11 protein-coding genes are annotated in these 13,806 nt (G+C 58.5%); 7 read left to right on the top strand and 4 right to left on the bottom strand.

The window, feature by feature from the left end; translation table 11 throughout:
• The first annotated feature begins 228 nt into the window (after nt 1–228).
• The 6 genes from H8F22_RS09800 (at nt 229) to H8F22_RS09775 (ending at nt 5,849) form a co-directional block, all read left to right on the top strand.
• Nucleotides 229–1,383, top strand: coding sequence for a MalY/PatB family protein (locus tag H8F22_RS09800; protein ID WP_059182971.1), 1,155 nt, complete (start codon nt 229–231; stop codon nt 1,381–1,383).
• Between the two features lie 219 nt (nt 1,384–1,602).
• Nucleotides 1,603–2,460: an SDR family oxidoreductase gene (locus tag H8F22_RS09795; protein ID WP_194940031.1), complete on the top strand. Its 858-nt coding sequence runs from the start codon at nt 1,603–1,605 to the stop codon at nt 2,458–2,460.
• A 151-nt stretch (nt 2,461–2,611) separates the two neighbouring features.
• Nucleotides 2,612–3,223: a Yip1 family protein gene (locus H8F22_RS09790; RefSeq protein WP_194940030.1), complete on the top strand. Its 612-nt coding sequence runs from the start codon at nt 2,612–2,614 to the stop codon at nt 3,221–3,223.
• Nucleotides 3,224–3,268: 45 nt separating this feature from the next.
• Nucleotides 3,269–4,612, top strand: a complete 1,344-nt coding sequence (locus tag H8F22_RS09785) for a cation:proton antiporter (protein WP_059182973.1) — start codon at nt 3,269–3,271, stop codon at nt 4,610–4,612.
• Between the two features lie 188 nt (nt 4,613–4,800).
• Nucleotides 4,801–5,097 (top strand): hypothetical protein, encoded by a 297-nt coding sequence (locus H8F22_RS09780; protein WP_059182974.1) that lies wholly within the window; start codon nt 4,801–4,803, stop codon nt 5,095–5,097.
• Between the two features lie 275 nt (nt 5,098–5,372).
• A complete protein-coding gene (locus H8F22_RS09775) occupies nt 5,373–5,849 on the top strand; it encodes a hemerythrin domain-containing protein (RefSeq protein ID WP_194940029.1) in 477 nt (158 codons plus the stop codon).
• A 69-nt stretch (nt 5,850–5,918) separates the two neighbouring features.
• On the opposite strand, the gene H8F22_RS09770 is transcribed toward H8F22_RS09775, so the two are convergent.
• The gene (locus H8F22_RS09770; RefSeq protein WP_194940028.1) at nt 5,919–7,841 is read right to left on the bottom strand and encodes a hybrid sensor histidine kinase/response regulator; all 1,923 of its coding nucleotides are present in this window, start codon (nt 7,839–7,841) and stop codon (nt 5,919–5,921) included.
• 147 nt (nt 7,842–7,988) lie between these two features.
• Between H8F22_RS09770 and H8F22_RS09765 the strand changes: the two genes are divergently transcribed.
• A complete protein-coding gene (locus tag H8F22_RS09765; protein WP_194940383.1) occupies nt 7,989–8,741 on the top strand; it encodes a DJ-1/PfpI family protein in 753 nt (250 codons plus the stop codon).
• On the opposite strand, the gene H8F22_RS09760 is transcribed toward H8F22_RS09765, so the two are convergent.
• The 3 genes from H8F22_RS09760 to H8F22_RS09750 all read right to left on the bottom strand — a co-directional run bounded on the left by H8F22_RS09760 (nt 8,722) and on the right by H8F22_RS09750 (nt 13,693).
• Nucleotides 8,722–9,621, bottom strand: coding sequence for a zeta toxin family protein (locus H8F22_RS09760; protein WP_027923204.1), 900 nt, complete (start codon nt 9,619–9,621; stop codon nt 8,722–8,724). The genes H8F22_RS09765 and H8F22_RS09760 overlap by 20 nt on opposite strands.
• Nucleotides 9,622–9,749: 128 nt before the next feature.
• Nucleotides 9,750–12,029 carry an ATP-dependent DNA helicase gene (locus H8F22_RS09755; RefSeq protein WP_059183097.1) on the bottom strand — a complete coding sequence of 760 codons (2,280 nt, stop codon included), beginning with the start codon at nt 12,027–12,029 and terminating at the stop codon, nt 9,750–9,752.
• Complete coding sequence (locus H8F22_RS09750) at nt 12,026–13,693, bottom strand: VRR-NUC domain-containing protein (RefSeq protein WP_194940027.1); 1,668 nt, start codon at nt 13,691–13,693, stop codon at nt 12,026–12,028. The genes H8F22_RS09755 and H8F22_RS09750 overlap by 4 nt, the downstream gene beginning before the upstream one ends.
• Between the last annotated feature and the right edge of the window lie 113 nt (nt 13,694–13,806).

Genomic DNA, 13,806 nt, shown 5'->3' with positions numbered 1-13,806 from the left:
CTAGAAACTCTAGACAACGCCGACGCGCCCGGTGTGAAAACCGACCGTCGGGCACGCCGGGACATCAGCCAAACCACAAAACCTGTAGGAGCCGAGCTTGCTCGCGATAGCGGTGTATCAGCCCCCCTCAATGCCGACTGTAGCGGCCTCATCGCGAGCAAGCTCGCTCCCACAGGGATTGGCGATTATCATGGCGACCATTACCAGCCCGTAGTTACGAGACCGCGCATGACTTTCGATTTTGATCAGGTGTTCGACCGCCATAACACCGGTAGCACCAAATGGAGCCGCTACCCGGCCGACGTGCTGCCGATGTGGGTGGCCGACATGGATTTTGCCGCGCCGCCGATGATCATCCGGGCCCTGCAAAAACGCCTGGAACACCCGATGGTCGGCTACAGCGTGGCCCCGGATGACCTGCGCGACGCCATCGTCGCCGACCTCTGGAACAAATACGCCTGGCGCGTCGAACCGCAAGAGCTGATCTTCCTGCCGGGGGTCGAGTCGGGTTTCAACATGGCCCTGAAAGCGCTGGTCCAGCCGCCCCAGAACGTTGTGGTGCAAGTGCCTAACTATCCGCCGCTGCGTCACGCGCCGGGGCATTGGGGCCTGAACAAGGTCGAGCTGAATTTCGATGCGCAGGCGGACGGCACCTACACCACACCGCTCTCCACCCTCAAACAATCGCTGCAAGGTGGCGGCGCCTTGCTGCTGAGCAACCCGCACAACCCGCTGGGCAAAGCCTTCCCGCGCGAAGAGCTGCAAGCGATTGCCGACATCTGCCTGGAACAGGGTGCCTGGATCATCTCGGACGAGATCCACGCCGAGCTGTGTTTCGACGGACGCAAGCATGTGCCGATGGCGACCCTGAGCGCGGACATTGCCCGGCGCACGATCACGCTGATGTCAGCAAGCAAGGCCTACAACATCGCCGGCCTGAAAACCTCGTTCATGATCATTCAGGACCGCGCCCTGCGCGAGAAGGTCAACCACGCCCGTTGCGGCATGGTCGACAGCGTCAACCCGCTGGGCCTGGAAGCCACCCGCGTCGCCTACAGCGAAGCCGGGCCGTGGCTGGCGGAACTGAGCGCGTACCTGCAAAGCAACCGCGATTACCTGGTCGACGCCGTTCGCACCCGCCTGCCGGGCGTCACCATGAACGTGCCGCAAAGCACCTACCTGGCGTGGCTCGATTGCTCGGCGCTGGGCCTGGACAACCCGCAGCAGTTCTTCCTCGAGCAAGCCAAAGTCGGTTTGAGCCCGGGCCTGGACTTCGGCGATGACGCCGGGCAGTTCGTGCGTCTGAACTTCGGTTGCCCACGGGCGTTGCTCGAAGAAGGTATCGCGCGGATGGAGCGCAGCTTGCGTAATCGCAGGACCTGACCCACACCACATTTCCCTTGTAAGAGTGAGCCTGCTCGCGATAGCTGAGAGTCAGTCGACATAAATGCTGACGGGTGTACCGCTATCGCAAGCAGGCTCACTCCTACAGGGGGATGTGTGGGGAATTTGGAATTGTCGGCACCTCAAATCCAACCGAACTCAAGACAAAACCCCAGGGTCAACCCTTTGACCCGATTGCCTTGAATCCGGAGATTGAAGATGACTGACTATCCAAAACCCCCCTTCCCCAAACAACCGCAAGCCGTCCCCGGTTCGCAGCGCAACATGCACCCGGTGCCTGACTGTGGCGAGCAGTCCTATAAAGGCTCGGGCCGGTTGCAGGGCAAGATCGCCTTGATTACGGGAGCCGACAGCGGCATCGGCCGTGCGGTGGCCATTGCCTTCGCACGTGAAGGCGCAGACGTCGCCATTGCTTACCTGAATGAACACGAAGACGCGCAGGAAACTGCGAACTGGGTCGAACAGGCCGGTCGTCAAACTCTGCTGCTGCCCGGCGACATCGCGCACAAAGCCCAGTGCCAGGCCTTGGTCGACAAGACGGTCGAGCGGTTCGGGCGCATCGATATTCTGGTCAATAACGCCGCGTTCCAGATGAGCCACGACAGCATCGAGGACATCACGGACGAAGAATGGGTGATGACCTTCGACGTGAACATCACCGCCATGTTCAGGATCTGCAAGGCGGCACTGAAACACATGAAGGCCGGCAGTTCGATCATCAACACCAGTTCGGTGAACTCGGACCTGCCCAAACCCACTCTCCTCGCCTACGCCACCACCAAGGGCGCGATTGCCAATTTCACCGGTGGATTGGCGCAGATGCTCGGGCCGAAAAACATCCGGGTGAACAGCGTGGCGCCGGGGCCGATCTGGACGCCATTGATTGTCTCGACCATGCCCGATGACGAAGTGCAGCATTTTGGTTCAGAGACCCCGCTCGGGCGGCCAGGGCAACCGGTGGAAGTGGCGCCGATTTATGTGTTGCTCGCATCGGATGAGGCCAGTTACATCACCGGCCAACGCTACGGCATCACGGGCGGCAAGCCGATCCTGTGAACCCGACCTGTAGCAGCTGCCGAAACCGGCCCCTGTAGCAGTTGCCGAAGGCTGCTACAGGGCGTGGGTTTCAGCGGAAAAAATGAACCCCCGGCGAATATCCCCCCTCAATAGTGTTAAGCCCCCATCACGGGCCGCTGAGGAGGTCGTCATGTCCGCACCTATCGTGAAACTCTTCACCCAACCGAACTTCGCGTGGACTGATATCCGTCGCGAAGAAGAAGCGCAGCCGCGCCACTATCTCGCTCATTTGCTGCTGCTCGCCTTGATCCCCGCCGTGTGCCTGTTTATCGGGACCACCTATGTCGGCTGGAGCCTGGCCGAGAACGAAACGGTCAAGCTCAGCAGTGCCAGCGCCCTGCAGCTCTGCGTGTTGCTGTACATGACTATTGTTGCCGGCGTCGCGGTGATGGGCGGTTTCATCCGCTGGATGTCGCGCACGTTTGACGCGCGCCCTACCCTCAATCAATGCATCGGGTTTGCCGCGTATACCGTGACGCCGTTCTTCCTGGCAGGCATCGCCGGGCTGTACCCGAGTCGCTGGCTCGCGATTCTGGTGCTAGGCGCCGCGTCGATCTACTCGACGTTCTTGCTGTTTGTCGGCTTGCCGACCTTCATGCACGAGCGCAAGGAACAAGGCCTGCTGTATGCCGCCAGCGTGTGGGGCGTGGGCTTGCTGGTTTTAGTGACTATTCTGGTGGAAATGATTCTGGTGTGGTTCAACCTGCTGTCGCCTGAATACCTGCGCGCAACGGTTGGGTGATCGCCTCAATTCCTGTACCGCACCTCCTGCCCGGCGAGTTAAGACATGAGCTTCATTCTATGGGTGGCGGTGCTGGGTGCCGTGCTGTTGACACTGGCGTTGACGTCGTCGTACCTGCGCTGGATGCCGGTGACCACCTCGGCGGTGTGCCTGGTGCTGGGCGTGGCCATCGGACCGGGTGCACTTGGCTTGCTGAAGCTCAACACCAATGACGCCGCTGACTGGATGGAGCACCTGACAGAAGTCGCGGTGCTCTTTTCGTTGTTCGTCTGCGGGCTGAAATTGCGCCTGCCGCTCAAGGACAAGACCTGGCGAATCGCTGTCGGGCTGGCCGGGCCGGTCATGGTCTTGACCATTGGCGGCGTCTGCCTGCTGTTGCACTACGGCTTCGGCGTATCGTGGGGCGCCTCGGTCCTGATCGGCTCGATTTTGGCGCCGACCGACCCGGTTTTGGCTGCCCTCGTACAGGTCAACGATGCACGGGATGACGACCGGGTGCGCTTTGGTCTGTCGGGCGAGGCCGGACTCAACGATGGCATCGCGTTTCCGTTCGTGATTCTAGGATTGCTGTTGTTGCAACACGACGGCGATCCCGGCTGGCTGGGCCACTGGGCGCTGAACAGTCTGCTCTGGGCCGTCCCTGCCGGTTTACTCACCGGTTATTGGATGGGGCGCGGCATCGGGCGCGTGACGCTGACGCTGCGTATCCAGAATGATGACAGTACGCTGTCGCCGAATGACTACCTCGCCCTTGCATTGATTGCCCTGGCCTATGTCGGGGCCGAAGCTATTCATGCCTATGGATTTCTCTCGGTGTTCGCCGCCGGCCTCGGCTTGCGTCAGGCCGAAGTCAGTACCACGGGCGAATCGCAAGAGCCCGCCGAGCATCTGGTCCAGCCCGTGGTGGGTCATCAGAATGTCGAACCGCAACATGCGATGCGTGGCAACACCGACCATCTGGAGGACGGCCAGGTGGCGGCGGGCATCATGATGAGTGACATGCTCGCCTTCGGCGGCCTCGTGGAGCGGGCCATGGAGGTGTTTCTGGTCACGCTGCTGGGCGTGGTGCTGATTGCCCACTGGGATTGGCGCGCCCTGCCCATCGGTGGTGTGCTGTTTTGCCTGATCCGACCACTGAGTGTGGCCGTCATGCCTTGGGGCCGCTTGCTTGACTGGCGTCAGCGAGCCTTGATCGGCTGGTTCGGCATACGCGGCATCGGCAGTCTTTATTATCTGTTTTATGCGTTGAACCACGGGCTCGGGCAGTCGGTTGCGTCGCTGTGCACTGATCTGACCTTATCGGTGGTCGCGCTGAGTATCCTGATTCACGGCATCACCACCCAGCCGACCCTCGCCCGTTACGAACGCCTGAAAAAACAGATTATTTGATTTTTTCTCTGCATTTCATCTGCGGATTTATCGAATTTTCGCCTGCAAAAAATTGAAATCCCTTTTTCTCCCGGCAGTCACATATTCAATCCCGCTGTGTTTGTGTCGCGCGGGCTCCGACAGGTTCGGTTCCACTGTGGCAACGACGCCTATTCAAAGGAACCCTGGAAAAGAAAAAGGTGCCGGTCATGATCGAATGTTCCTCCCCCGATGAAATCAAAGCCTGCCGGGCATTCGCCCTGGAACGTAACCGTCAGATGTTCGAAGAGGCCCAGGACCTGAGCCGATGTGCGTTCGAGATGCTTGATGGCGGCGATCTGGATGTGGAACTGTTTGATCGCTATCGCGCATTACGCCGTAAAGCCGATTTGAAGTTTCAGGAAGCGATTGAGCATTTGCGCCTGCTCAACGAGGACTTCCCGCCGATTCCGCTGTCCGTCAGCAATTCTCATCCTCTGCGCCAGCAACTTGAACACCGAGCCTGAGCGTAAAAGAAGCCCGGCGATTGCCGGGTTTTTTTTGCCTCCGAAACGACGCGTTGCCCGGGTTGCTCGTGCGGCACTGCGAACTGCATGAGGCAAATGCCGGACTCATGCAGCCTGCACGGGTGAAGTTGCCCATTAGGCGGCTTAACTAATTGATTTAAAACACGGTTGATTCCAGCCAAAAATCGGCACGACTCCTGCTCTATTCCCTCAAGCGACTATCGGCCACTGAGACCGTGTGCGCTCATCCCCGTGACGACTTGAGAGACTTGACCATGAACGCCATCGATCTGTTGAAAGCTGACCATGAACGTGTAAAAGGCATCTTGAGCCAACTGAGCGAATCCACTGAACGCGCCGTTAAAAAACGCACGGAGTTGCTGGCCAAGCTTGAGATGGAAATCAGCATTCATACGCGACTTGAGGAAGAAGTCCTGTACCCGGCTTATAAAAAGGCCGGCGGCAAGGAGCAGGACGTGATGTATTACGAAGCCAAGGAAGAGCACCGCACCGTGGACTCGCTGGTGCTACCGGACCTGAAAGTCACCGACCCTTCCACCCCGGAGTTTGCCGGTCGAGTCAAAGTGGTCAAGGAACTGCTGGAACACCACATCGAAGAGGAAGAAACCGAGATGTTCCCGCAGGCGAAAAAACTGCTGGGCAAAGCGACGCTGGACGAACTGGGCGCGCAGATGGAAACGCTGAAGGTTCAGTACAAAAAAGAACTGAGCGACCGTAATCTCGCCGCTTGAACATTCACTTAAACTCGACGCTGTATCGGTGGCGAGGGAGCAAGCTCCCTCGCCACAAGTTACCCGTTGTCACTTCATGGCCTGGGCAATGATTTCAACAAGGTTGAGTTGAGTAAACGGTTTGGACAACCGCGGCAGTTCGACCGCAAAGCCTTCCAGCCGCTCGGCATACCCCGTGGCAAGGACAATCGGCTGGTCCGGCTGCAGGATCCGGATCGCGTGTGCCAGTTGTGCGCCATTCATCAGCGGCATGGCCATGTCGGTAATGACCAGATCGATACCCGGCGTGCTCGCGAACAGCTCCAACGCTTGGGCGCCGGATGTCGCACTGATCACCCGGTGGCCGAGGTCTTCGAGCAACAGGCCGGTGCTGGTCAACACCAGGCTGTCGTCGTCCACGACCAGGACGCACAGCCTGTACTCGGGGGACACTGCCTCGTCATCGGCAACCTCGGGAATGATCGAAGCCGTCGTGGCGGCAGGTATCCACAGTTCGGCTCGAGTGCCACTGCCCACCTGGCTCTTGAGGATAAATCGCCCGCCCAGTTGTTCGAGAAATCCATGAACCATCGACAACCCGAGGCCGGTGCCTTTGCCGACGCCTTTGGTGGTGAAGAAAGGGTCCATTGCCGACGCCAGGGTAACGGCATCCATGCCATCGCCCGTATCGGTGATGCTCATGCAAACATATTGGCCCGGCGCCAGGGCTAGCGCGCAATGTTCGTGAACCTCTTCAGTCTGGGCGCCGATGACGATTTTGCCACCATGAGGCATGGCATCGCGGGCATTGGTGGCAAGGTTGAGCACCGCCAGTTCGAGCTGATTATTGTCCGCCATGACCGGCACCAATCCTGGTGAAAAGCGGGTCTCGAGTTGCACTGACGGGCCGAGAGCGCTGCGCAACAGACCGCTGATTCCCTCGATCAATCCGGGTATTTGAAGTGATTCGGATTTGAGTTCCTGACGTCTGGCGAACGCCAGCATGCGCTGGGTCAGGGAAACACCGCGCAACGCGCCTTGGGTGGCGTTGTCGATCAGCTGCATGACCTTCGGATCATCAGCGACGCGTTTGCGCACGATCTCAAGGTTACCAAGGATCACCGTCAACAAGTTGTTGAAGTCGTGGGCAATCCCGCCGCTGAGTTGGCCGATGGCCTGCATTTTTTGCGCCTGGAACAACGCCTCGCGGGTTCGCTCAAGGTCTTGCTGGGCCAGGGTCGCCTCCGTGATATCGCGGGTAATCTTGGCAAAACCCAGCAGCGTGCCGGTATCGCCCCAGATCGGGTCCACCACGACATGAGCGTAAAACCGTGTACCGTCCTTGCGCACGCGCCAGGCCTTGTTTTCGAATCGTCCCTCTCGTATGGCCGTTTCCAATGCCCGTTGCGGTTCACCGGCTTCTCGGTCTTCAGGGGTATAGAACATCGAGAAGTGTTTACCGATGACCTCTTCGGGCCGGTAGCCCTTGATGCGCTGGGCGCCCTGATTCCAGTTGGTCAGGCATCCATCCGGAGCGAGCATATAGATGGCGTAATCAGTGACGCTTTGCACCAGCAACCGGAACTGTTGCTCGCTTTGCTTGAGGGTTTCCTCGGCCATTTTACGGTCGGTGAGATCCCGGGTGATTTTGGCGAACCCCAGCAACTTGCCGGTCGGGTCGAGAATGGGGTCGATCACCACGTGCGACCAGAAATGCGTACCGTCCTTGCGCACCCGCCAGCCCTCGCCTTCGAAACGGCCTTCATCAATGGCCGTGTCCAGTGCGCGCTGGGGCAAACCGGCACGTCGATCTTCTTCGGTATAGAACCGCGAGAAGTGCTGGCCGAGAATCTCCGCTTCCTCGTAGCCTTTGAAACGCCGGGCGCCGGAGTTCCAGCTGGTGATGATGCCATCGGGATCGATCATGTAGATCGCGTAGTCCACCACAGCATCAATCAGCAGGCGAAAACGCATCTCCTCGATGGAGTTGGTTTTGGACGGCACATCACTCATCGATCACACTCGCGACTATCGTTTTTATGGAGTATGCGGCAAACCATGGGTTTGGAAAGCCACAACTCGCTTGTTCAGTGGAGTACAGGCTGCAGACCACCTATGCTCGACGCCAACGGCCATTTCCGGCAGATAAAAGGCGCCTCCATGATCCTGATGTTATTGCCGACCTGCGACTACGACCCGACCGAGAGCAGCGTGCCCTGGCAAGCGATGCGCAGCGCCGGGATCGAGGTACGTTTTGCCACACCGCAGGGGTTGCCTGCCTACGCCGATTCGCGCCTGGTGGAGATTGGCTTTGGTCCGCTCAACCCGTTGCTGATGACACGCAAGCCCGACCTTGCCAGCTACAGGCAAATGACCGAAGACGCATCATTTCGTAAACCGCTGTCCTATGACGCTGTGGACCCGAGCAAGTTCGACGGGTTGTTGATTCCAGGTGGCCATGCCAAGGGCATGCGCAGCTTGCTGGAATCTGCTCAGGCACAGCGGATCGCCCTGCACTTTTTTTACGCAGACAAACCGGTGGCCGCAGTGTGTCACGGTGTTCTGCTGCTGGCCCGCACCCTCTACCCCGAAACTGGATTATCTGTACTTCGGGGGCGCAAGGTTACCGCGTTGGTAGCCAACACCATGGAGCTGCCTGCCTGGGCAATGACCGCGCCCTGGCTTGGTCGTTATTACCGAACTTACCCGCAGACGGTCGAGGCGCAAGTCACTGCCGCCCTTTCCAGCCCCGCAGATTTCCTGCGGGGCCCCTTTCTCGCCGTACGTGATTCGGCGGACCAGCCACGACGAGGTTTTGTCGTCAGCGATGGCCAGTTATTGACCGCTCGCTGGCCGGGAGACTGTCATCGCTTTGCCGCCGAATGGGTACAGCTCATCGGTACACGTATTTGACGATGTAGGCATACAGGTCGTTGTAAACGAAGTCAGGCACCAGTGTGGCGTGTGCCTGGGTTTTGAGTAATGCCAGGTGGCATTCCTTCAGCATCTCGTCACGCTCCCTCTTGGTGTAGACGTGGTTATTGATGATGTCGGCATAGGTGCTGTACGCGGTCGGAGCCGTTGGAGGGGTTACCTCGGTCGCGTCTTTGGTATAAGTCTTCTGGAAGCGCGACACCCGCTCTTTCAACCCGCCGAGGCCGCGTTCATACACCGTGATCTGTGAGCCGCTCACCGCTTTGGAAGCGGTTTCAAAAGCCAGGATGATCGCCTGTGCATTACTCATGCTGGCGTCGAGCGAGGCGAGCGTGACGAACCTTTCCAGTTCCTTTTTTTCCAGGCTGCTCAGCGCTCTTTTGATGCTCGACACGTGAGCGAACGCTTGAATGCATCCAACGATATGTGTCTCGAACTGATAGCCGGCGGCGGTTGCCAAGGGAGGAAAAGTGGCGAAGTCGAGGCTGTCGAACGCGCATTCCATGATGATGTTGTATTTGAGGGTGAAGGCTTCAGTGAAAATCTTACCGCTGACCTCCCGGACAAAAGCTTCCGTATGCTTATACGCATGCAGGACGCCACGCTTGATCATCTCGGCGTATTGGGGGTGTTTTTCTCGATACTCGGGCAAATAAAGGCGAACAAAATGCTCATAGCGCTTTGAAGGCAGAAGGTTTTTTTCCAGTAGATAAGTTTTGCCCGAGCCTTGCAAACCTGCAACGATCAGGACTTTGGGCGTCGCCTGGGCAGTGATGCCGCGAAACAACGTCGCTTTGATCTCATTGAAGGCGGCAGTGACCTGCTCCTGGGTGTAAACGTATTGCGGCGTTAGTGACATACCTTGATTTCCTTATCAAAGAATCGCTTGGAAGTGATGACCTGCCCTTTCAATAAAGCGCTGATTGGGCGTTTGTTCAAATCGGTGTGTCTTTCAAGATATATCACTGTTTTTTAAAAGGAATGTTCCTACTCGATAGCGCGAAAATGCGTCGGTTCAACCGACCACCAACGTGGGAACAGCTGTTTAACCTTGCTCTCGCCAAACCGGTCATCAATAAGCATCACCACCCCCTGATCCTGCTGGGTGCGGATCACCCGTCCTGCCGCCTGCACCACTTTTTGTACGCCTGGAAACAGGTAGGTGTAGTCATAACCGGCACCAAAAATGGCGGTCATGCGGTGTTTAATCTGTTCGTTGATCGGGTTGAATTGCGCCAGGCCCAGTGTGGCGATGAACGCGCCGATCAACCGTGCGCCCGGCAAATCGATACCCTCACCAAATGCACCGCCCAACACCGCAAAGCCGACACCCTGACTGTGCGCGGTGAACTGGTCGAGAAAGTCCTGGCGCTGCGCTTCACCCATTCCCCGGGATTGCGACCACAGCGTGATATGCGGATGACGCTCGGCCAGTAACTGCAAGACTTGCTGCAAATAGTCGAAGCTGCTGAAAAACGCCAGGTAGTTGCCGGGGCGCTGGCCAAACTGTCGGGCGATGAGTTCGACAATCGGCTCAAGCGACGCCTGCCGATGAACGAAGCGTGTGGAGATCTGGCTGACGATGTGCACCTGCAACTGGTCGGCATGGAACGGTGATTCCACGTCGATCCATACCGTGTTCGCCGGGGTGCCCAGCAAATCGCTGTAGTAATGTCGCGGGCTCAGTGTCGCCGAAAACAGCACTGTGCTGCGCGCAGCGGTCAGGCGTGGACGGATGAAACCGGCCGGCACGACGTTACGCAGGCACAGTTGCGACAACGGACGCTGGCGGTCGAGGTCGCGTTTGCTGATGTCGAACAGGAATTGTTCATCAAAAAGTTCGGCGACCCGACAAAACTGCAGCATCTCGAAGTAGAAACTTTGCAACGTGCTGTCCAGCCCCTGCGGGTGATCATTGAGGTAGTCGCCAATGCTCGCGTTGCATGTAAACAAAGCCTGGAGCAGTTTTTCCGGTGCCTTGTCGTACGCCTGATACGCACCGGGTTGCTGGTTATGCAGGGCATTCCATTCCCGGTTGACCCGCTGCAAGGATTTTTTCAGGACTTCAGGCGCGGTTTTGCGCACGCCGTTGAGGGTCGACTGGTCGAGACTGGCGCTGTACATCTGCCGGCCGCGCTCCACCAGATTGTGGGCCTCGTCGACCAGCACCGCGACCGTCCAGTTGTTGGCTTGGGCGAGACCGAACAGCAACGCACTGAAATCGAAGTAATAGTTGTAGTCTGCGACCACCACGTCTGCCCAACGGGCCATTTCCTGGCTCAGATAATAAGGGCAGATCTCATGGGCCAGCGCCACCTCGCGCAAGGCCGCCTGATTCAACAGGCTCAATTGGCTGGCAGCTTGGCGAGCGGCGGGTAATCGATCATAGAACCCTCGCGCCAACGGGCAGGATTCGCCGTGGCAGGCTTTGTCCGGGTGCTCGCAGGCTTTGTCCCGGGCGATCATCTCCAACACTCGAAGCGGCGGTGCACCGGTGCTTTGCAGGATCACCTGCGCCGCATCCAGCGCGAGCTTGCGTCCCGGCGTCTTGGCGGTGAGAAAGAACACCTTGTCGAGTTTTTGCGGCGCCAGAGCCTTGAGCATCGGGAACAGCGTGCCCACGGTTTTACCAATGCCGGTCGGTGCCTGCGCCATCAGGCAGCGCCCGGTACTGACGGCTTTGAACACGGATTCGGCCAGGTGACGCTGACCCGGACGAAAGCCCGCATGGGGAAACGCCAATTGTTGCGCGGCCTGATTGCGCACATCGCGATGGGCCATTTCCTGCTCGGCCCAGTGCAGAAACAGCGCGCAATGTTGTTCGAAGAACGGCTGCAGTTGCGCCGCGCTGAACGCCTCGACCAGACAGGTTTCCTTTTCGCTGACGATGTCGAAATACACCAGCGCCAGGTTGATCTGCGCCAGGTCCAGCTTGCGACACATCAACCAGCCATAGATCTTGGCCTGCGCCCAGTGCAGCTGTCGGTGGTTGGCCGGTTGTTTGCTCAGGTCGCCACGATAGGTTTTGACTTCTTCCAGGCAGTTTTGAGCTGGATCATAACCGTCCGCCCTGCCCTTCACGCTCAAGGTTTTGTACGTACCTTCCAGGGCCACTTCGCTTTGATATCCGTCACTGCGCCGGGACGCGACCGTGCGGTGCCCGACGATGCCTTCCAGCGCCGTCGGTGACGGGGTGAAACGCAAGTCCAGGTCGCCGACCTTGGCGGTGAATTCACACAGGGCCCGGACCGCGATGCTATAGCTCAAGCGCTCTGCTCCGCCCATTGCACGTAGCAGACCGCGATGGGCATCTGATGCTCATGACAGAATTCCAGCCAGCGCAATTGGTTGTCTTGCAGGCGGTCTCCCGGGCCTTTGACTTCGATCATGCGGTAGGTTTTTTGCTGCGGCCAGAACTGGATCAGGTCGGGCATGCCGGCGCGGTTGGCCTTGATATCCAGCAGCAGGCGGTTGAACCAGTGCTTCAGATGTTCTGCCGGCAGACAATCGAGCGCCTGATCCAGCAACGTTTCGTTCAGGATGCCCCAAAACACGAACGGTGACTGCACGCCCCACTTGGCGGCATAACGTTCGCGAATCGTCTGCCGGTAACGAGCGTCATCGAGTTCGGCCAGGCATGCCTCGAACAGCTCGGCACGGCGCGCGCAAAAGTCTTCATTCAACAGGTCAACCGGCCCACGCTGGAACGGATGAAAGAACGCCCCCGGCAGCGGCGCGAAAATGGCCGGCCAGCACAACAACCCAAACAGCGAATTGATCAGGCTGTTCTCGACGTAATGCACCGGTGCCTGTTCTTCCTCCAGATGCGCCTGTACATAATATTCCACCGACAGCGCCAGATCGGTTCTGGGCAACTGCAGATCCAGCCGTTGCATGGGCCGCGGGGCGGCTCGCTTGAGCGCCGGACCGCCGAGTTTGCGACGCAGTCTGGGCAGTACACGCAGTAAATGCTGATGCTCGGTGGCACTTTCCGGCAACTGCTGTGCGTGGTTCGCCAGGTCCAGGGCGAGCGGGTACTCACCGCAGCGCTCCAGCACACGAATCATCCGCACCCGAGCGCCGGGATAGGCGCAATCGCGGTAAATCGCCAGCGCGCTGGAGAAATCGGCAATACGCTCACAGTGCTGACCGATCTGGAACAGCAACTTGCCACGTCGACGCTGCAACCACGGGTTGCCGAGTATCAGCCCGTTGACCTGCTCGACGATGGCTGCCAGCGGCTCACCCGCTTCGAAATGCTGTTGGCACTGATGGAGGAACAGACAGGCGTCCACGTCGTCACGGCTGCGCAAACCCCGGGATTCGGCGCTGAATTCAACTTTTTCGTAGGTAAAGATGCCAAGGTCGGCCAGCACGAACTCGGACCAGTCCTGATAGAGGTTGCCGAAAAACATCAGTCGGAGCCGGTCACACAGGTCCATGATGGTCAGGGTGAACAGTCGGTCATCCAGTGCCGGGCACCATTGGGCAAAGCTTTTTGGTTCTGGAAACTGCTCGCTTAACAGCGGCAGCCAGTCACTTTTCTTGCCTTTGGGCTGATCAATCGCAGCGCCAAGACAGTGAACAATCTCGGCCTTGAGCAGCACGTCGAACAACTCCCCGATGTGCAACGGCGACTCATCAGAGATCCAGCCTGCCGCCAGCAACGGTTCGGCCGCGCTGACGATGTCACCGATTTCGGCATAACTCAGTTTGCCGGCCCTGAAATGCACACCCTTACGCATCACCATCCTGACCAGCAGCCCCCGCGACGCCTTGGGTAGCCGAATGAAATCACCGATGAACGCTTGCTCTTCTACACTTAATACATCGGCATAACGATGTTCAAGCCAGTCAAGCACTTGCATGAAGTTGTTGAGGTAATAGAACGGGTCATCGAGGGGATTTGCAGTCACAAGGAAAAGCGCCATGGCAAGCGAGTACTGGTTATGCGTACAGATAACAGCTACCCACCGTGTGGTGCAAACGGAAAAAGATAAGCGGCGGCGTTATTCGGTCATTTTCGGGCGGGCATCGAACTTTC

The organism is Pseudomonas mucoides (assembly GCF_015461845.1).
In the GTDB taxonomy this organism is placed as follows: Bacteria; Pseudomonadota; Gammaproteobacteria; order Pseudomonadales; family Pseudomonadaceae; genus Aquipseudomonas; species Aquipseudomonas mucoides.
The sequence above is the reverse complement of the archived record's forward strand: the minus strand, read 5'-3'. Positions and strand labels throughout refer to the sequence as shown.

Coding starts and splice junctions, on each gene's coding strand:
- H8F22_RS09800 (WP_059182971.1), top strand. CDS start 229: ATGACTTTCGATTTTGATCAGGTGTTCGACCGCCATAACACCGGTAGC.
- H8F22_RS09795 (WP_194940031.1), top strand. CDS start 1,603: ATGACTGACTATCCAAAACCCCCCTTCCCCAAACAACCGCAAGCCGTC.
- H8F22_RS09790 (WP_194940030.1), top strand. CDS start 2,612: ATGTCCGCACCTATCGTGAAACTCTTCACCCAACCGAACTTCGCGTGG.
- H8F22_RS09785 (WP_059182973.1), top strand. CDS start 3,269: ATGAGCTTCATTCTATGGGTGGCGGTGCTGGGTGCCGTGCTGTTGACA.
- H8F22_RS09780 (WP_059182974.1), top strand. CDS start 4,801: ATGATCGAATGTTCCTCCCCCGATGAAATCAAAGCCTGCCGGGCATTC.
- H8F22_RS09775 (WP_194940029.1), top strand. CDS start 5,373: ATGAACGCCATCGATCTGTTGAAAGCTGACCATGAACGTGTAAAAGGC.
- H8F22_RS09770 (WP_194940028.1), bottom strand. CDS start 7,841: ATGAGTGATGTGCCGTCCAAAACCAACTCCATCGAGGAGATGCGTTTT.
- H8F22_RS09765 (WP_194940383.1), top strand. CDS start 7,989: ATGATCCTGATGTTATTGCCGACCTGCGACTACGACCCGACCGAGAGC.
- H8F22_RS09760 (WP_027923204.1), bottom strand. CDS start 9,621: ATGTCACTAACGCCGCAATACGTTTACACCCAGGAGCAGGTCACTGCC.
- H8F22_RS09750 (WP_194940027.1), bottom strand. CDS start 13,693: ATGGCGCTTTTCCTTGTGACTGCAAATCCCCTCGATGACCCGTTCTAT.